This is a genomic window from Flavobacterium sp. ARAG 55.4 (genome assembly GCF_051846875.1).
In the GTDB taxonomy this organism is placed as follows: Bacteria; Bacteroidota; Bacteroidia; order Flavobacteriales; family Flavobacteriaceae; genus Flavobacterium; species Flavobacterium plantiphilum.
In genome coordinates this window covers 91,741-110,249 of record NZ_JBPYCT010000010.1, presented here as the reverse complement: position 1 = coordinate 110,249, position 18,509 = coordinate 91,741, and the positions used below count along the sequence as shown (strand labels likewise).

Below are 18,509 nucleotides of genomic sequence, written 5' to 3'. Positions count from 1 at the left end.
ACAAACTATCAACCGACAACTATCAACTATTAACCTATTATATATTGTTCCAATTGTTTCAACGAAATTCTTCCTTCGTAAATTGCTTTTCCAATTATCGTTCCTTCACAACCTAATTCGGCTAATTTAGGCAATTCATCAAAAGTCGAAATTCCACCCGAAGCGATTAATTTTAAACCTTTAGCTTTCGATAGAATTTTAGCATATAAATCAAAACTTGGGCCTTCCAGCATTCCGTCTTTGGCAATATCCGTACAAATTACATATTCAATTCCTTTAGACTGATAATTTTGAATAAAAGGAACTAAATCTTCCTTTGATTCTTCTAACCATCCTGAAACCGCTACTTTTTCGTTATTTGCATCGGCACCTAAAATAATTTTATCGGCACCAAATTTAGAAATCCATTGTTCAAAAACTTCACGGTTTTTTACCGCAATACTTCCTCCTGTAATTTGGTTTGCACCACTTTCGAAAGCAATTTTCAAATCAGAATCTGCTTTTAGTCCACCACCAAAATCAATTTTTAAACTTGTTTTAGTCGCAATTTGCTCTAATATTTTATGATTTACAATTCGGCTTGATTTTGCTCCGTCTAAATCTACCAAATGTAAATATTCGATTCCGTGTGCTTCAAATTCTTTGGCTACTTCAAGCGGATTTTCGTTGTATATGATTTTAGTATTATAATCTCCTTTGGACAAACGCACGCATTTTCCGTCGATGATGTCTATAGCTGGTATTATTCTCATTATATTTTAATTTAAAGATTTAAAGATTCAATGATTTAAAGATTGTTTATCTAAAACGCTAATCTTTAAATTCTTAAATCTTTTAATTATTTAATTCAAGAAAATTTCCTAAAATTTTCTCTCCTACATCACCACTTTTTTCCGGGTGGAATTGTGTTCCAAAGAAATTTTTATTTTCTAAAGCCGATGAATACGCCATTTCGTAATCGGTTGTAGCAATGGTTTCAGCACATAATGGCGCATAAAAACTGTGTACCAAATACATGTATTCGTTTTCAGCTACATCCTTAAACAATCCCGATTTTAGATTATAAATCGTGTTCCATCCCATTTGTGGTACTTTCACTTTTGGAGAAAACTTAACTACATCCACATCAAAAATCCCCAACCCGTCTGTGTTTCCTTCCTGAGTGTGTTTGCACATCAATTGCATCCCCAGACAAATACCCAAAACAGGCTGAGTTAGCGTTGGAATCAAAGCATCTAAACCACTTTCCTTTAGCATTTTCATAGCGTAACTAGCTTCTCCCACTCCTGGAAAAATCACTTTATCAGCAGCTTTGATTTCGGCTGGATCATTACTCAAAACAGCATGAAATCCCAATCTTTCGATGGCAAAAATAATGCTCTGAATGTTTCCTGCTCCGTAATTTATGATAACTATTTTCATTTTTTTTATTGTTAGTTGTCCGTTGTCCATTGATAGCCAACAACTATCAACCGACAACCATAAACTTTTAAAGCATCCCTTTCGTGCTTGGCAAAATCATTTTTTCCGTATCACGTTTTACCGCTACTTTTATTGCTTTCGCAAAAGCTTTAAAGATAGCCTCAATTTTGTGATGTTCGTTATCGCCTTCCGCTTTGATATTGATGTTGGCTTTAGCTCCATCAGAAAACGATTTAAAAAAGTGAAAAAACATCTCTGTTGGCATCTTTCCTACCATTTCACGTTTAAATTCCGTTTCCCAAATTAACCAGTTTCTACCACCAAAATCAATCGCTACTTGCGCTAAACAATCATCCATTGGTAGACAAAAACCGTAACGCTCAATTCCTAATTTATTTCCTAAAGCCTTAGCGTAAACTTCTCCTAAAGCAATTGCAGTATCTTCAATAGTGTGGTGCTCGTCAACTTCTAAATCTCCTTTTACTTTAATGTCCAAGTCCATTTGACCATGACGGGAAATTTGGTCCAACATGTGGTCAAAAAAGGCAATTCCGGTATCGATGTTGCTTTTTCCTGTTCCGTCCAAATTCAACTTGATATAAATATCCGTTTCGTGCGTTTTTCTGCTAATAGTAGCGGTGCGCGCTTCTAATTTTAAAAACTCATATATCTTTTTCCAATCAGTAGATTGTAATGCAATAACAGCGTCTAATTCTTCTCTTTTCGCACTAATTTCAGTACTTCCGGCACCATCAGTTGTATTTAAAAAGATTGCTTTTGCTCCCAAGTTTTTAGCTAATTCAATATCTGTAAGTCTGTCGCCAAGAACAAAAGAGTTTGCCAAATCATAATTTGGGTTGTCAATGTATTTTGTCAACATTCCTGTTCTAGGTTTACGAGTTGGCGCATTGTCTTCCGGAAAAGAACGATCGATAAAAATATCATCAAATAACACCCCTTCGTTTTGAAACGCCTTCAGGATAAAATCCTGTGTAGGCCAAAAAGTATCTTCCGGAAAACTAGCAGTTCCCAAACCATCCTGATTTGTTACCATTGCCAATTCATAATCCAATTCGGCAGCAATTTTAGCCAAATATTGAAAAGCTTTTGGATAAAACTCTAATTTTTCCAAACTGTCTAATTGGTATCCTTCCGGTTCTAAAACAATCGTTCCATCACGATCTATAAAAAGTACTTTTTTCATTTTTTATATTTTAAACACAAATTTCACAGATTTAAAACCTGTTTCCTCCGTGGTCTTTATTATTTCAATTCTTTTAAAGCATTTATTAAAACTGAATTTTCACTTTCTGTTCCAATAGTAAAACGTAAGCAGTTTTCACAAAGTGGTTGCGTTGTTCTGTTACGAATCACAATTCCTTTCCCAATCAATTCATCATAACGTTTGTTAGCATCATCTACTTTTGCTAAAATAAAATTAGCTTCAGAAGGGTAAATTTTCTCTACAAAAGAAACTTCATTCAAAACTTTAAGTAAAGATTCTCTTTGAGCTATAATTGAAGTGATTTCATTATTAATTTTATTTTGATTTTTTAATCTTTCTAAAGCTCTTTGTTGCGTTAATTCGTTTACGTTGTACGGAGGTTTAATTTTGTTTAAAACTGCTATCACTTCAGCAGCACCATAACAAATTCCCAAACGAATTCCTGCTAATCCATAAGCTTTAGAAAGCGTTTGTGTAATGATTAAATTAGGATATAGGTCTAATTTTGCTAACCAGCTTGCCTTATCTGAAAAGTCAATATAAGCTTCGTCAATTACGACAAAACCATTGAATTTTTCTAATAATGTTGTTACACTTTCTTCGGTAAACGAATTTCCTGTTGGGTTATTTGGTGAACACAAAAAGATGATTTTTGTATTTGGAGTAACCGCTTCTAGAATAGCTTCTACTCTCGGTTGGAAACTTTCAGAAAGAACAATTTCTTTGTGCTCTACATTGTTGATGTTTGCCAGCACCCCATACATTCCATAAGTAGGTGGCAAAGAAATGACATTGTCTTCTTTAGGCTCACAAAAAGCTCTAAACAACAAATCCAGTACTTCATCGCTTCCGTTTCCTAGTAAAATTTGGTTGGTATTCAAACCTTTGTTTTTTGCCAAAACTGCTTTTACACTGTTTTGCTGTGGATCAGGATAACGATTGACCCCGTTTTGATAAGGATTTTCATTGGCATCCAAGAAAACCATATTGGCTGTATCAAAATCTTCAAACTCATCACGCGCAGATGAATAAGGCTTCAACACCTTCACATTCGCACGAACTAAATTATTTATATCGAAATTTTTCATTTTTTTTTCATTTTTTTTTCATTTTTAGAGAAAAGAGGAAAGAAGCAAGAACAAAGACTTCTAAACGAAATCTATATTTTTCTTCTCTTTCTTCTCGCTTCTTGTCTCTTGCTTCTTATTCTAAACTTTTCAATCTCAACGTTACCGCATTCTTATGCGCCTGTAAACCTTCGGCTTCTGCCATGATTTCTATGGCGCTTCCAATGTTTTGAATTCCTGTTTCAGAAATTTTCTGGAAGGTCATTGATTTCATAAAGCTATCCAGATTTACACCGCTGTAATTTTTAGCATAACCATTCGTTGGTAACGTATGATTGGTTCCTGAAGCATAATCTCCGGCGCTTTCTGGTGTATAATTGCCTATAAAAACCGAACCAGCATTCTGGATTCCATCAACATACAAATCGTTAGTGGCCGTGCAAACAATAAAGTGCTCCGGACCATATTCATTGATTAAATCCAATGCAATAGCATCGTTTTCGACAAAAATCAATTTAGAATTCGCAATGGCTTTTTCGGCAATGTTTTTTCTTGGCAACACTTCTAATTGGGATTGGATTTCGTTTTCAACAGCATCCATCATCGCTTTGGAAGTCGAAACTAAAATTACCTGACTGTCCGTTCCATGTTCCGCCTGACTTAACAAATCCGAAGCTACAAAAGCAGGAACCGCAGTATCATCGGCTACAACTAACAATTCAGATGGTCCGGCAGGCATATCAATAGCGACACCAAATTGGGTTGCCAATTGTTTCGCTACCGTTACATATTGGTTTCCAGGCCCAAAAATTTTATACACTTTAGGAATTGCTTGTGTTCCAAAAGTCATTCCGGCAATCGCTTGAATCCCACCTACTTTGATGATTTTAGTCACACCGCACAAATTGGCAGCATACAAAATAGCAGGATTGATATTTCCGTTTTTATCCGGAGGTGAGCACAAAACAATTTCGCTACAACCTGCAATTTTAGCAGGAACAGCTAGCATTAATACCGTAGAAAATAAAGGAGCAGTTCCGCCGGGAATGTATAAACCTACTTTTTGAATTGGTCTTTTTTCCTGCCAGCATTGTACTCCCGGAGCTGTTTCTACTGAAACTCGGGTTGTTTTTTGCGCTTTATGAAAAGTCTCCACATTGGCTTTCGCCAAAGCAATCGCTTCTTTTAAATCGTTTGATAAACTTGCTACAGCTGTTTCAATTTCTGCAGTTGTTACTTCGATATTTTCAAAAGAAACGCCATCAAATTGCATCGTATATTTGGCTACAGCCACATCTCCCTCTTTTTGAACGGCAGCAAATATTTCTTTTACTGTTCCTTCAATATCATTTACCGTTTTGGTTGGTCTTTCTAAAATAGAAGTCCAAGTATCAGGTGTTGGATTGTATATTTTGTTCATTATTTTTTTAATTAAATGATTGAAAAATTGAAAGATTTAAAAATTAATTTCTCACTTAATACTTCAACCTTACAACTTAATTAAAGTACCATTTTCTCAATTGGGCAAACCAAAATTCCTTCGGCACCGGCTGCTTTCAATTGGTCAATTACTTCCCAGAAAGTATCTTTGTCAATCACAGTGTGCACACTACTCCATCCTTCCTGAGCCAAAGGCATTACTGTGGCACTTTTTAAAACGGGAAGAATACTGCTTACCGCTTCAATTTTATCGTTTGGAACATTCATCAAAATATATTTTGATTTACGCGCTCTTAATACCGATTCGATTCGGAATTTTAAAGTATCAATGATTTTTTGAGAATCAGCAGAAACTTTTGGAGAAACCGCTAAAACCGCTTCGCTTTTAAAAATTACTTCTACTTCTTTCAAATTATTTTTAAACAAAGTACTTCCGCTGGAAACAATATCTACAATTGCATCGGCCAGACCAATGTTTGGCGCAATTTCTACCGAACCAGAAATTTGGTGAATATCAACTGTTACTCCTTTTGACTTACAGAAATCAATTACCGTATTTGGATACGAAGTCGCTACACGCAAACCTTCTAAATCCTGGATAGAATTGTATTCAAATGTTTTAGGTACAGCGATTGAAACCTTACATTTAGAAAAACCTAATTTTTGAATAACTTCAATGTTTTTTCCTTTTTCAACCAATAAATTATCCCCAACTATAGCGATATCTACTACTCCATCAATCAAATATTGAGGAATATCGGAGTTTCTTAAATACAAAACTTCTAACGGAAAATTAGAAGCTTCAGCTTTTAACTGATCAATACCATTGTTGATAGAAATCCCCGCATCTTTAAGAATTTGGATACTGTCTTCGTTTAATCTTCCTGATTTTTGAATTGCAATTTTTAACGTACTCATTGTTTTGTTTTTTTATGTTTTATTGAATGTGTTTGAGTACAAAGGACTTAACACACAATGAAAAACCCGTTTGATGTACTCAAACGGGTTTATTAATATGATGACTTACACACATACCATTAACACATCGCCTGAGAGCAATAATGTGAATGATGATGATGCAATTGATTTGATAACATTATAATTTTGTATTCGTATTTTGTTGCGCAAATATAAGAGATAAAAACATTACAAACAAATTTTTAATTTAACTAAATGTTTAGAAAATATTAAAAACCATGTGAGTTACCTGATTCATTATTTTGGACGTATAATTTTGTGTTTTCTAATTAAAATACAAAATAGCCAGTAAAGATAAAGTTGCGATAAAGCCCCATAATAAGATTCCTTGTATCAAAGGTTTGATTCCAACCGCTAGTAAAACAGAACTACTCAATCCGGAACCAATAAAAAATAAGGTTACCGTAAGTCCCACTTTTGCAACAGCAACGATATACGGACTTACAATTGCCATTTGCGGAACATAAGTATTTACAATCATAGCCAGTATGAAAAATCCAATAAAATAAGGGATTTTTATCTTACTGGCTTTATTTTTAAACAATACACTGGTAAGCAATACAATTGGAATAATCCATAAAGCGCGAGCTAATTTTACCGTAGTAGCTATTTGTAAAGCCACAGCACCGTATTTATTAGCCGCTCCTACCACCGAACTCGTATCGTGAATGGATAAAGCACACCACAATCCAAAATGTTCCTGAGAAAGATTTAAATAATGTCCAATAGCCGGAAACAAAAACAAGGCTATAGAATTCAGAATAAAAATAACTCCTAAAGCAATTGAGGTTTGTTTTTCATCTGATTGAATTACCGGCGTAATAGCTGCAATGGCACTTCCACCGCAAATAGCAGTTCCGCAAGAAATCAAGTGAGTAATTTTTTTATCTGTTTTGAACCATTTTCCTAAAAACACTCCAATTAAAATGGTACTAAACAAAGTAGCCACAGTTAACATAAATCCTTGTTTACTGGACAATAAAGCATTAGTAACATTCATTCCAAAACCCAATCCTACAACCGAAACCTGCAATAAAACGTGAATAATTTTATGATTCAAATGCAACCAAGGATGCCCGGAAATATTAGCCACAAGCAATCCTAACAACAAAGCAATGGGCGGTGTTATATAGCCTGTCAAACATATTAATAACAAGCATACAAAGATAATTTGCTGTGTTCTGCTGTGTTTTTCTAAATTAAAAATTCCGTTTTCAGGAAAAAGTTTTGTTTGTTTTTTCAAGAGCTAATACTTCTATTAAATTTATAGTAAACCATGGTATTTTCTAACAAACCATTCAATTGCAAAAAAGCTGCAAATTAAGACCAGTAACCACTTCCAATCCACTAAAGGCGAACGGCTACTGTTTGTTTTTTCGATAGTTTTATAATTTTCATCTTCTAATAGCGACTGAATTAAACTATCAACTTGATTAGGAAAATAGACTTTTCCCTGTGTTAAACTAGCTAATTGTTTTAATCGAACAACATCTGGATTTACAAATTGCTTTTCGATATCAAAATCTAATATTTCAAAATGACTAGAATAACTTGCTTTTGAATTCAATTCTTTTATCCTAAAATTATAACTCCCAGCCGATAAACCGTCAAGATTTACTTTGTAAGCATTATTACCTTTCAATAAATCATAACTTTTTGAGGCTTTGATTTTCGCATTGACAAGTGTAATGGTCAGATGAGCCTTTTCGTCAAACTCGTAGTTTTTATTAAAATATTGAGCTGTAATTTCGATAGCTTCTCCTGAGTTGTAAAAACTTTCATGATTAACTACTAATGATTTCTTAGCATTATTAGAAGCTAAAAATTGAATAATTTTATCTATAAAAATATCATACTTCTCAAAAGAATCATTTTGATTATGACTTTCTAAACGCCATTTCCAACTGTTTTCTCCCAATAAATATGCAGCACGAGTTCCTTGATTTTCGCTAAATGCTAGCAACGGAGCTTGAGTATCGATATTTCTAATTTTAGAAGAAAGTAACACCGATGTATTCCCTTTTACATTGATTTTTCCATAAGGATTTTGCAATGGTGGGAAATTTTCAAAACCAATATCATCAATAGCAAAGAGATTGAATTGCGAATTAAATGCAGCCAAATAATCTTCTTTTTGGGTAGTCATTTTAAACTCTAAATTGCTTTGCTGCTGGTTTAAAAAATTAAAATCAGTATGCGTTCCTGTAATGATAAAAGTATTGATTTTATCTAATTTATTCGAATCAAAAACAGCTTTAAACTCCGCTGTAGGCTGATACAAAACCAAAACATTATAATCCGTTAATTGATTGATTTGTTTTGGGTTAACAACAACCACTTTACGTTGTGCATTAGATTCAATTGCTCTTTTTAATGCAGCAATATCCGGATGATTTATGGCAGAAACAATAGCCACAGTAGATTTTTGATCTAAAACTTCAACGGCAAAATTCTTAGTATTGTTGTAGCTGTTTTTTTCTTTTTCAGTCGAAATCAAAGTTGCTTTATACAACTGCGACCCTATTTTATTGGCTGTTAAAAGCACATTAACAACCGCCGTATTTTTAGTTGGAGAGAAACTTACTTTTTGTTTGCTTAAAACCGAATTTCCTTGCGAAATTTTAAAATCAGCAGTTATACTTTTTGTTCCCGAATATTGCAAAAAAACTTCAACCGGAAATTGATTTTTTAGAAAAGCATATTTATTGACATTCAGTTGGTTGATTTTCAAATCTAAAACCTGAGTCGTATCTCCTAAAATAATGGGAAAAACTTTATTAGAAGTATCAAAACTATACACATAATCATTTCCTGACGTTTGGTTCCCATCGCTAATTAAAACCGTTGGAAATGTACTGTTTTTATTAATTGCTTTTAAATCTTTGGCTACAGCATCTACATGTGTTTGCGTTCCTTTAAAATCCAATTGTTGAAAAGGCAAAAAATCCGAATCGAACTGAAACGATTGAACAGTGTATTTTTCCTTTAAAGCTGCATTAGTCGCAATTTTTAAATACAATTCAGTTGCCAGCTTATCCGATTTTAAATAAGCAACAGAACTGGAATTATCAACAACAAGCGCCAAAGTTGGTTTTTCGACTACCGTAGTATTGCTTGTAATGATTGGATTTATCAACAATAACAGCAGCCCAAAAATGGCTGAAAAACGTAAAAAAGCCAAGAGTAAATTAATTTTAGATTTACTCCTGGCTTTATAATAATATTGAAAGTATGACAAACCAGCAGCTACTATTACAGAAAGAATAATAAGTAGAATGGTGTTTGTTGTCATTTATTTTTATTAATTTAAAGATTGAAAAATTAAATAATTTAAAAATTTTAAACATTTACGAATATAAAAAATCTTTAAATTCTTAAATCATTAAATCTTTGAATATGATTTATGTTAGCATTCCTCCGCAAACATTTAATACTTGTCCTGTAACATAAGCACTCATGTCTGAAGCTAAGAACAAACAAGCATTTGCAACGTCTTCAGTAGTTCCTCCACGTTTCAACGGAATTCCTTCTCTCCATCCTTTTACGACATCTTCGCTTAATTTAGCTGTCATTTCAGTTTCAATAAATCCTGGTGCAATAGCATTGCAACGAATATTACGGGAACCTAGCTCTAAAGCTACCGATTTTGTAAATCCAATAGCACCAGCTTTTGAAGCAGCATAGTTAGTTTGTCCTGCATTTCCGGAAACCCCTACTACTGAACTAATATTGATAATGGAACCGGCACGTTTTTTCAAGAATGTTTTTTGAATGGCTTTAGTCATATTAAAAACCGATTTCAAATTCACATCAATTACCTGATCAAAATCAGCCTCTGACATACGCATTAACAAATTGTCTTTAGTGATTCCGGCATTGTTGATTAAAATATCTACTGTACCAAAATCAGCTAAAACCGTATCTACTAAAGTTTGCGCTTCTTCAAAATCAGCTGCATTTGATTTATAACCCTTAGCTTTAATACCTAAAGCATTTAATTCATTTTCTAAGGCTAAAGCTGATTCAGCAGATGAGCTGTAAGTAAAAGCCACATCGGCACCATTTTTTGCAAAAACTTCTGCAATTCCTCTACCAATTCCGCGACTTGCGCCTGTAATAATGGCTACCTTTCCTTCAAGTAATTTCATATTGTGATAATAAGTTTATTTCTAAATTGAGTTACAAATATAAACGATTTAGCTGTTTTATAAAATTTATGCTATAAAAAAAACCTTACCGAAGCAAGGCTTTTAAAAACACTGTTTTATTGTGTTGAAAATGAACTAGAAAGCAACATTCCATCTAGGCAACTTTGCATTTTCACTTAAAAAGTTTTGTAAAACCTGTGCTTCAACAAAAGTAGGAATTACTTTTTCATCTTCGTTATAGGTTTCGTACCAAACCACTTCTAAGCGGCTGATATCTTCTTTTTTCATTTGTGCAGGCCAGGAATATTTTCTTCCTGTTTTAGCAAATTGATGACCGTTTACAATTTTGTCATACAATCCACCATTTTTGGTTTTCAAAGAGCCATCATTTTGTACGGTTCCTGTAGAACCTACCATGATTAATTCTTTTTCTTCAGCTACATCAAAAACTAAAAATACTCCGGAGCCTTCAGTAGCATTACATACTTCTTCCAGGCTATCTTCGATTGTTAATGAAAACTGATTTTTTACTTTGAAACCTTCTAATTCCTTATACATACTATTTTCTTTTGAATTGATTTCTAAAAAAAGGACTGATCAGAATGCCAGTCATTGGGAAACCAATTATTAATTTTTTAATTATTTTATACTAAATCAGTACGCCTGATTTTAATTGCGTGCAAATGTATTTCTTTAATTCTGTTTTATACTAAAAAAGCCCCACAAATGTGAGGCTTAATTTATTTAAAATTCAGTTTTAGAGATTAACCTAAAACTTCTTTTACTTTTTTACCAATTTCAGCTGGTGAATCAACAACGTGAATTCCGTTGTCTCTCATGATTTGTTTTTTTGCAGCAGCAGTATCGTCAGAACCTCCAACAATAGCACCGGCATGTCCCATAGTTCTACCAGCAGGAGCAGTTTCTCCGGCGATGAAACCAATTACAGGCTTACGGTTACCATCAGCTTTAATCCATTTAGCAGCATCAGCTTCTAATTGTCCACCAATTTCCCCAATCATAATGATTGCTTCCGTTTCAGGGTCATTCATTAATAATTCAACTGCCTCTTTAGTAGTTGTTCCTATGATTGGGTCTCCACCAATACCAATTGCAGTAGTGATTCCTAATCCTTGTTTTACAACCTGATCAGCAGCTTCATAAGTTAAAGTTCCTGATTTAGACACAATACCGATAGTTCCTTTTTTGAATACAAAACCTGGCATAATACCAACTTTAGCTTCACCCGGAGTGATTACACCCGGACAGTTAGGACCAATTAATCTGGCATTTCTTTCTTTAACGTAGTTGTTAGCATTAATCATATCTGCAACAGGAATTCCTTCTGTAATTGCAATAATTACTTTAATTCCTGCATCAGCAGCTTCCATAATTGCATCAGCAGCAAAAGCTGGCGGTACAAAAATGATAGAAGTATCTGCACCTGCTTGCTCAACAGCATCTTTAACAGTATTAAAAACAGGAAGATCTAAGTGAGTTGAACCACCTTTTCCCGGAGTTACACCACCTACAACGTTTGTCCCGTATTCAATCATTTGAGAAGCGTGAAAAGTACCTTCACTTCCTGTAAATCCTTGAACAATTATTTTAGAATCTTTGTTAACTAAAACACTCATGATATATATTTTATATGATTTTTAAATTTGTGATGCAAAAATAGGGTTTTCGAAATTATTTCAGGCTTTTTTATTATCAAAAAAAAGTTAGTAATTACATTCTTTTGTTAACTCCGACACAAAATATTCCTTTTTTAAACAAATTCAATAATTAATTTTTTCTTTTTTTATAGATTCGATTTCATCCAGAATTTCAGGAATCTTCTTAATATTAGCCATTTGTTTCAAAAATGCTCTTGACTCTTGCGCAGGATTTCCATTATAAACTTTATTGCCCGCTAAAGATTTAGTTACTCCGGCCTGAGCCAATAAGACTGTTTTTTCACCAATAGTAACACTACTAGTTATTCCTACCTGTCCCCAAAGTGTTACTTCATCTTCGATAATTACACAACCTGCAATTCCTGTTTGTGATGCAATCAAACATTTTTTTCCAATAACAGTATCATGCCCTACATGCACCTGATTGTCTATTTTAGTACCTTCGCCAATAGTGGTATCACCGGTAACTCCTTTATCAATAGTACAAAGTGCACCAATACCAACATTGTCTTTAATAACAACACGACCACCTGAAAGCAACTGATCAAAACCTTCCGGACGTTTTTTATAATAAAAAGCATCAGCACCAAGAATGGTTCCTGCATGAATAATGACATTATCACCGATAACGGTATTATCGTAAATAGAAACATTCGAATGAATCAAACAATTTTTCCCGATAACAACATTATTTCCTATAAAAGAATTAGGCTGAATAACCGTTCCTTCACCAATGATTGCTGTTGGAGAAATTGCAGCTCCCGAAGACCGGAAAGGTCTGAAATGATTGGTTAGCTTATTGAAATCCCTAAACGGATCATCTGAAATAAGAAGTGCTTTTCCTTCCGGGCAAGCTACTTTTTTATTAATTAAAACAATAGTTGCAGCAGAATTTAAAGCTTTGTCATAATATTTAGGATGATCTACAAAAACAATATCCCCCTGCTCTACCACATGAATTTCATTCATGCCCAAAACTTCAAAGTTTTCATCACCCACAAATTCACAATTAAGTAAACCTGCTATTTCTATTAAAGAATATGATCTTGTAAATTTCATAAATTATGTAAAGATTGAAAAATGCTATTGCCAACTTAAAGCTTAAAATGAATTTGTATTTTAATCTTTAACAGACTACTCTTTTACACGCTCCATATAAGAACCTGAGGCTGTATCAATTTTAATTTTATCTCCTTCGTTAATAAATAAAGGAACATTCACAGTAGCACCAGTTTCAACAGTCGCAGATTTTGTAGCATTTGTAGCTGTATTTCCTTTTACTCCGGGTTCAGCATAAGTTACTTCAAGAATAATTGAAGCCGGCATATCTACTGATAAAGGCAAATCTGTTTCGGTATTAATTTGCACCATAACATTTGTTCCTTCTTTTAATAAATCCGGATTATCAAGAATACTTTTATTCAAAGTAATTTGCTCGAAAGATTCATTATTCATGAAATGAAACTGATCTCCTTCAGCATACAAATACTGATATGTATGCGTTTCTACACGAACATCATCAATTTTATGTCCTGCTGAAAAAGTGTTATCCAAGACTTTTCCGGTGGTTAAACTCTTTAATTTTGTTCGTACAAAAGCAGGTCCTTTACCTGGTTTAACATGTAAAAATTCGATAATTTTATAAATATCGTGGTTGTATTTAATACAAAGCCCGTTTCTAATATCTGATGTAGATGCCATTTTATATATGATTTAAGATTGTAGATTTTAGATTAGTTCTAAAATCTTAATTTATTATTTAAAAGACAAAATATTTTTTTTTGGTCTTTTCTTTTTCTTCTTTTTTCTATTCTCTTTTAGTAATTTCCAGAATAACCTTTCATAATACCGCGAGATGAATTTCTAATAAAATCGATAATTTCATCTCTTTCCGGAGTAGCTTCCATTTCAGCTTCAATTATTCCAACTGCCTGAGTGGTATTATAATTTTTTTGATATAAAATTCTGTAAATATCCTGAATTTCTCTGATTTTTTCGGTTGCAAAACCTCTTCTTCTTAATCCCACAGAATTAATACCTACATAAGATAGTGGCTCTTTGGCCGCTTTTGTATAAGGGGGAACATCTTTACGAATTAATGATCCTCCGGAAACCATGGCATGATCTCCAATATTAATAAACTGGTGAACTGCGGCTAAACCACCTAATACAGCATATTTACCCACAATTACGTGTCCTCCTAAAAGAACTCCATTTACAATAATAGCATTATCTCCTACTACACAGTCATGAGCAATATGAGCAGCTGCCATAATTAAACAATTGTTTCCTATAACAGTCTGTCCGGAAGCATTTGTACCTCTGTTGATAGTAACACACTCTCTGATGGTACAATTATCACCAATGATAGCCAATGAGTCTTCACCACCAAATTTTAAATCCTGAGGAATCGCAGAGATTACCGCTCCTGGAAAAATATTACAGTTTTTACCAATTCTTGCTCCTTCCATAATGGTTACATTAGAACCTATCCAGGTACCATCCCCAATGACCACATTGTTGTGAATGGTTGTAAAGGGTTCGATAACTACATTTTTGGCGATTTTTGCGCCAGGATGAACATATGCTAATGGTTGATTCATCTGTTTGTTGTTTTTTATAATTAATTACCTTAATTACTATGAAAAGTTTTTAATAGTAACAGGAAAGGAAACTATTGTGTTTATTGTTGTTTTTTTGCAATCTGAGCCATCAGTTCAGCTTCAGCAACTAATTTTCCATTTGCGTAAGCGTTAGCCTGCATGTGACAAATCCCTCTTCTGATAGGAGTGATTAAATCACATTTAAATATTAATGTATCTCCGGGCAATACTTTGTGTTTGAACTTAACGTTATCAATTTTCATGAAATACGTCAAATAATTTTCAGGATCCGGAACAGTACTTAAAACAAGAATTCCTCCTGTTTGAGCCATAGCTTCTACAATTAGAACTCCTGGCATAACCGGTGCATCAGGAAAATGCCCTACAAAGAAATTCTCATTCATTGTGACATTTTTCATTCCCACTACATGACTATCCGACATTTCGATAATTCTGTCGATCAATAAAAATGGTGGTCTGTGTGGCAGCATAGCCATGATTTTATGGATATCCATTAATGGCTCCTGATTTAAATCATATACAGGAACGTAGTTACGTTGCTCGATTTTAATCATTTTTGCCATTTTTTTAGCAAACTGTGTGTTCACAAAATGACCTGGTTTATTAGCTATAATTTTTCCCTGAATTTTTGTTCCAATTAAAGCTAAATCACCAATTACATCTAATAATTTGTGTCTTGCAGCCTCATTTGGGTAATGCAAAGTTAAATTATCAAGAATTCCATTAGGTTTCACATTAATGGTTTCTTTACCAAAAGCTATTTTTAAATTCTCCATTGTAGCAGCAGATATTTCTTTATCTACATACACAATAGCATTATTTAAATCACCTCCTTTAATCAAGCCATTGTCCAAAAGAGATTCTAACTCATGTAAGAAACTAAACGTTCTTGAGGAAGCAATTTCGGTTTTAAAATCGCCAATATTTTTAAGAGTTGCATTTTGTGTACCTAAAATTTTAGTACCAAAATCAACCATTGTGGTTACAGTATAATGGTCACTAGGCATTACGAGAATTTCACTTCCGCTGGCTTCATCAGTAAAAGAAATAACCTCTTTTACTACATAAACATTACGGTTTGCAGTTTGTTCTTCAACACCTGCTTTTTCTAAAGCTTCAACAAAATATTTTGAAGAACCATCCATAATAGGAAGTTCAGAAGCATTTAATTCGATAATAACATTATCTAAATCACAGCCCACTAAAGCTGCCAGAACGTGCTCTGGTGTCTGGATTTTAACTCCTAATTTCTCTAAATTAGTTCCGCGTTGTGTATTAACAACATAATTAGCATCGGCTTCAATAATAGGATGTCCTTCAAGATCTACCCTGACAAAAGTAAAACCATTATTTACCGGAGCAGGTTTGAAAGTCATTTTAACTTCTTTACCAGTATGTAAGCCCACTCCCGTTAATGAAATCTCTGTTTGGATGGTTTTCTGTTTAACCATTGTTTGCATTTTTTTGGTTTAATATTTGTTTTTTTAATTCGTCAATCTCTGCAATAATCTTAGGTAAGTTTTTAAAATGAACGTACGATTTACTAAAATCATTGTAGCCAAATGTAGGGCTTCCCTGCAAAACTTCATCATCTTTTATATTCCTGGCGACACCTGACTGAGCCTGAATCCGAACATTATTTCCAATTGTCAAATGCCCTGATATTCCTACCTGACCGCCAATCATTCCGTTTTTACCTATTTTAGTAGAACCTGCAATTCCTGTTTGTGCAGCAATCACTGTATTTTCTCCTATTTCAACATTGTGCGCAATCTGAATCTGATTGTCTAGCTTTACTCCTTTTCTGATAATTGTTGATCCTAATGTGGCTCTGTCAATGGTAGTACAGGAGCCAACTTCAACATTATCTTCAATTATAACATTTCCAATTTGAGGAATTTTCGTATAACTACCGTCCGGATTGGGCGCAAAACCAAAACCATCCGAACCTATAACTGTCCCTGCATGAATGGTGCAATTATTACCAATTACCGTTTCTGAATAAATCTTCGCGCCTGCAAAAATAGTGACATTATCACGAATAGCAACATTATCTCCTATAAAACAATTAGGATAAATTTTTACATTGTCACCTATTGTTACATTCGTTCCTAAATAACTAAAACTGCCTAAATAAAAGTTTTTACCATATCTAGCGTTTTCTGAAATTACGGTATGCGCTTCAATTCCTTGTTTACTGTCTTTTCTTGCCTGATCATAAAATTCTAATAATTTAGAAAAAGCCATATAGGCATCATCAACCTTAATTAAAGTGGTTTTTAAATCTGACTCAGGTATAAAATTTCTGTTAACAATCGTTATTGTCGCCTCGGTAGTGTAAATATAATTGTTGTATTTGGGGTTAGATAAAAAAGTTAAAGAACCAACTTTTCCTTCCTCAATTTTAGACAGCTCATGTACTTCAGCCTGGGGATTCCCAACAACTTCGCCCTCTAAAACGCCCGCTATTTGTTCTGCTGTAAATTTCATTCCGACAAAAATATAAAAAAATAGATTTTAAATGTGGATTTATATTAGTTGTTTTGGGAAACAAATGTAATATTTAGTCACCGATTTTGATAAAGACTTTAAATTCAACTGATCGGAGGATTCTATTACATCTTCCACAGTACGGTCTTTTTTTAAAATACGTATGGGTTCAGCTTCTTTGTCATAAGCCTGATTTTTAATCTTCCCTTTAAAAATAAAATAATTAGTATCCGCTATACTTATGTTGTTCTCTAATGCAAAACGCTCTTTAAGCGGATTTAAATCCTCAATGGCTATTTTGTCACTGGTTAATTTTATTTTTAATAAATCTCTGTTGATAATCATTTTGCTCAAAGAAGACAAAATAAAATCATCATTTTTTTGCCAGGCTTTTAAAGCACTAATAATATCAAAATCATCCAGTTGGGAAAACAAGTCTAAAGTTTCGGTATCGAATAATTCCAGTCCTACTTTGTTTTGCATAAAAAACTGTAAAGGTTCGCTACAAGGTAAAAGAACGCCTTTTAAAGTAAGTTCCTTAGCACGTTTAAGAATCTTAGTAAGAATAAGTTCGCCTACCAGACTGGTTTTGTGCAAGTAAGCCTGCCAATACATTAACCGTCGCGACATTAAAAACTTTTCAACGGAGTAAATTCCTTTTTCTTCAATAACCAGAAAATCATCCTGCACATTCATCATCTGAATCAAGCGCTCCGAATTCACATTTCCTTCGGCTACACCCGAATAAAAGCTATCGCGTTTCAGATAATCCATCCGGTCCATATCTAATTGACTTGAAATTAATTGCAGCATAAATTTCCTGTGATAATCTCCTTCGAATATTTTGATTGCTAAGCTCAATTGTCCTTTAAATTCTATATTCAGCTGACGCATAAACAATAGTGAGATTTCTTCGTGATGTACATCTTCAACGATACTTTTTTCCATTGCATGTGAAAAAGGCCCATGACCGATGTCGTGCAATAAAATGGCGATATAAAGTGCATTTTCTTCTTCTTCTGAAACAGAAACCCCTTTAAATCTAAGGACATCTACGGCTTTTTGCATTAAATGCATACAGCCTAAAGCGTGATGAAAACGGGTGTGGTTTGCTCCCGGATAGACTAAATATGACAATCCCATCTGAGAAATCCGTCTCAATCGCTGAAAATAAGGATGTTGGATTAAATCATATATTAAAGCATTAGGAATGCTTATAAACCCATAAATAGGATCATTAAATATTTTAAGCTTATTGATTTGAGTCACTATTTTAATTTTGAGAGCAAATATAAGTAAAATCAATGTTACTTCTTTAGGCTTTATTGCAACAAAACTTTTTTAGCAACTTTAAATTATACTTAAAAACATCCTAAAATTATTAACAAAAAATTAAGGTTCAGTTGGTTCGGTAAATTACGAACTAAACGTATCTT

General features: G+C 33.6%; 17 protein-coding genes. All 17 read right to left on the bottom strand.

The features are described from left to right. Positions 1-29: 29 nt before the first annotated feature. Positions 30-752: a 1-(5-phosphoribosyl)-5-[(5-phosphoribosylamino)methylideneamino]imidazole-4-carboxamide isomerase gene (gene hisA / locus ACSV4D_RS12195; protein ID WP_439228488.1), complete on the bottom strand. Its 723-nt coding sequence runs from the start codon at positions 750-752 to the stop codon at positions 30-32. An 82-nt stretch (positions 753-834) separates the two neighbouring features. Next, complete coding sequence (hisH, locus tag ACSV4D_RS12190; protein ID WP_439228487.1) at positions 835-1,422, bottom strand: imidazole glycerol phosphate synthase subunit HisH; 588 nt, start codon at positions 1,420-1,422, stop codon at positions 835-837. 67 nt (positions 1,423-1,489) lie between these two features. Beyond that, positions 1,490-2,626: a bifunctional histidinol-phosphatase/imidazoleglycerol-phosphate dehydratase HisB gene (gene hisB / locus ACSV4D_RS12185; protein WP_439228486.1), complete on the bottom strand. Its 1,137-nt coding sequence runs from the start codon at positions 2,624-2,626 to the stop codon at positions 1,490-1,492. Between the two features lie 59 nt (positions 2,627-2,685). Next, positions 2,686-3,735: a histidinol-phosphate transaminase gene (hisC, locus tag ACSV4D_RS12180; RefSeq protein WP_439228485.1), complete on the bottom strand. Its 1,050-nt coding sequence runs from the start codon at positions 3,733-3,735 to the stop codon at positions 2,686-2,688. Between the two features lie 115 nt (positions 3,736-3,850). Further along, positions 3,851-5,134 (bottom strand): histidinol dehydrogenase, encoded by a 1,284-nt coding sequence (hisD, locus tag ACSV4D_RS12175; RefSeq protein ID WP_439228484.1) that lies wholly within the window; start codon positions 5,132-5,134, stop codon positions 3,851-3,853. An 80-nt stretch (positions 5,135-5,214) separates the two neighbouring features. After that, complete coding sequence (gene hisG / locus ACSV4D_RS12170; protein WP_439228483.1) at positions 5,215-6,072, bottom strand: ATP phosphoribosyltransferase; 858 nt, start codon at positions 6,070-6,072, stop codon at positions 5,215-5,217. A gap of 325 nt (positions 6,073-6,397) precedes the next feature. Then, on the bottom strand, positions 6,398-7,339 hold the full coding sequence (locus tag ACSV4D_RS12165; RefSeq protein ID WP_439228530.1) for a YeiH family protein: 942 nt from the start codon (positions 7,337-7,339) through the stop codon (positions 6,398-6,400). Between the two features lie 57 nt (positions 7,340-7,396). After that, entirely contained in the window at positions 7,397-9,424 is a 2,028-nt protein-coding gene (locus ACSV4D_RS12160; RefSeq protein ID WP_439228482.1) for a hypothetical protein, read from the bottom strand. A 109-nt stretch (positions 9,425-9,533) separates the two neighbouring features. Further along, positions 9,534-10,280, bottom strand: a complete 747-nt coding sequence (gene fabG, locus ACSV4D_RS12155; RefSeq protein ID WP_439228481.1) for a 3-oxoacyl-[acyl-carrier-protein] reductase — start codon at positions 10,278-10,280, stop codon at positions 9,534-9,536. Positions 10,281-10,415: 135 nt separating this feature from the next. Continuing rightward, positions 10,416-10,838 (bottom strand): hypothetical protein, encoded by a 423-nt coding sequence (locus ACSV4D_RS12150; RefSeq protein ID WP_408079385.1) that lies wholly within the window; start codon positions 10,836-10,838, stop codon positions 10,416-10,418. Positions 10,839-11,044: 206 nt separating this feature from the next. Continuing rightward, on the bottom strand, positions 11,045-11,917 hold the full coding sequence (gene sucD, locus ACSV4D_RS12145; protein ID WP_408079383.1) for a succinate--CoA ligase subunit alpha: 873 nt from the start codon (positions 11,915-11,917) through the stop codon (positions 11,045-11,047). A gap of 144 nt (positions 11,918-12,061) precedes the next feature. After that, complete coding sequence (locus ACSV4D_RS12140; RefSeq protein WP_439228480.1) at positions 12,062-13,018, bottom strand: UDP-3-O-(3-hydroxymyristoyl)glucosamine N-acyltransferase; 957 nt, start codon at positions 13,016-13,018, stop codon at positions 12,062-12,064. A 75-nt stretch (positions 13,019-13,093) separates the two neighbouring features. Beyond that, positions 13,094-13,660, bottom strand: coding sequence for an elongation factor P (gene efp / locus ACSV4D_RS12135; protein ID WP_408079379.1), 567 nt, complete (start codon positions 13,658-13,660; stop codon positions 13,094-13,096). A gap of 116 nt (positions 13,661-13,776) precedes the next feature. After that, a complete protein-coding gene (gene lpxA / locus ACSV4D_RS12130; RefSeq protein ID WP_408079377.1) occupies positions 13,777-14,562 on the bottom strand; it encodes an acyl-ACP--UDP-N-acetylglucosamine O-acyltransferase in 786 nt (261 codons plus the stop codon). An 80-nt stretch (positions 14,563-14,642) separates the two neighbouring features. Then, positions 14,643-16,034, bottom strand: a complete 1,392-nt coding sequence (locus ACSV4D_RS12125) for a bifunctional UDP-3-O-[3-hydroxymyristoyl] N-acetylglucosamine deacetylase/3-hydroxyacyl-ACP dehydratase (RefSeq protein WP_408079375.1) — start codon at positions 16,032-16,034, stop codon at positions 14,643-14,645. After that, entirely contained in the window at positions 16,027-17,073 is a 1,047-nt protein-coding gene (lpxD, locus tag ACSV4D_RS12120) for a UDP-3-O-(3-hydroxymyristoyl)glucosamine N-acyltransferase (protein WP_439228479.1), read from the bottom strand. Before lpxD ends, ACSV4D_RS12125 begins: the two co-directional genes overlap by 8 nt. A 39-nt stretch (positions 17,074-17,112) precedes the next feature. Then, a complete protein-coding gene (locus ACSV4D_RS12115; RefSeq protein WP_439228478.1) occupies positions 17,113-18,342 on the bottom strand; it encodes an HD domain-containing protein in 1,230 nt (409 codons plus the stop codon). Between the last annotated feature and the right edge of the window lie 167 nt (positions 18,343-18,509).

Bases quoted from the DNA above. Each gene is read 5' to 3' on its own strand.
- ACSV4D_RS12160 (WP_439228482.1), bottom strand. From the start codon at position 9,424: ATGACAACAAACACCATTCTACTTATTATTCTTTCTGTAATAGTAGCT.
- ACSV4D_RS12125 (WP_408079375.1), bottom strand. From the start codon at position 16,034: ATGGTTAAACAGAAAACCATCCAAACAGAGATTTCATTAACGGGAGTG.
- hisB (WP_439228486.1), bottom strand. From the start codon at position 2,626: ATGAAAAAAGTACTTTTTATAGATCGTGATGGAACGATTGTTTTAGAA.
- ACSV4D_RS12140 (WP_439228480.1), bottom strand. From the start codon at position 13,018: ATGAAATTTACAAGATCATATTCTTTAATAGAAATAGCAGGTTTACTT.
- hisC (WP_439228485.1), bottom strand. From the start codon at position 3,735: ATGAAAAATTTCGATATAAATAATTTAGTTCGTGCGAATGTGAAGGTG.
- ACSV4D_RS12150 (WP_408079385.1), bottom strand. From the start codon at position 10,838: ATGTATAAGGAATTAGAAGGTTTCAAAGTAAAAAATCAGTTTTCATTA.
- fabG (WP_439228481.1), bottom strand. From the start codon at position 10,280: ATGAAATTACTTGAAGGAAAGGTAGCCATTATTACAGGCGCAAGTCGC.
- lpxD (WP_439228479.1), bottom strand. From the start codon at position 17,073: ATGAAATTTACAGCAGAACAAATAGCGGGCGTTTTAGAGGGCGAAGTT.
- hisD (WP_439228484.1), bottom strand. From the start codon at position 5,134: ATGAACAAAATATACAATCCAACACCTGATACTTGGACTTCTATTTTA.
- sucD (WP_408079383.1), bottom strand. From the start codon at position 11,917: ATGAGTGTTTTAGTTAACAAAGATTCTAAAATAATTGTTCAAGGATTT.
- hisA (WP_439228488.1), bottom strand. From the start codon at position 752: ATGAGAATAATACCAGCTATAGACATCATCGACGGAAAATGCGTGCGT.
- efp (WP_408079379.1), bottom strand. From the start codon at position 13,660: ATGGCATCTACATCAGATATTAGAAACGGGCTTTGTATTAAATACAAC.
- hisG (WP_439228483.1), bottom strand. From the start codon at position 6,072: ATGAGTACGTTAAAAATTGCAATTCAAAAATCAGGAAGATTAAACGAA.
- hisH (WP_439228487.1), bottom strand. From the start codon at position 1,422: ATGAAAATAGTTATCATAAATTACGGAGCAGGAAACATTCAGAGCATT.
- lpxA (WP_408079377.1), bottom strand. From the start codon at position 14,562: ATGAATCAACCATTAGCATATGTTCATCCTGGCGCAAAAATCGCCAAA.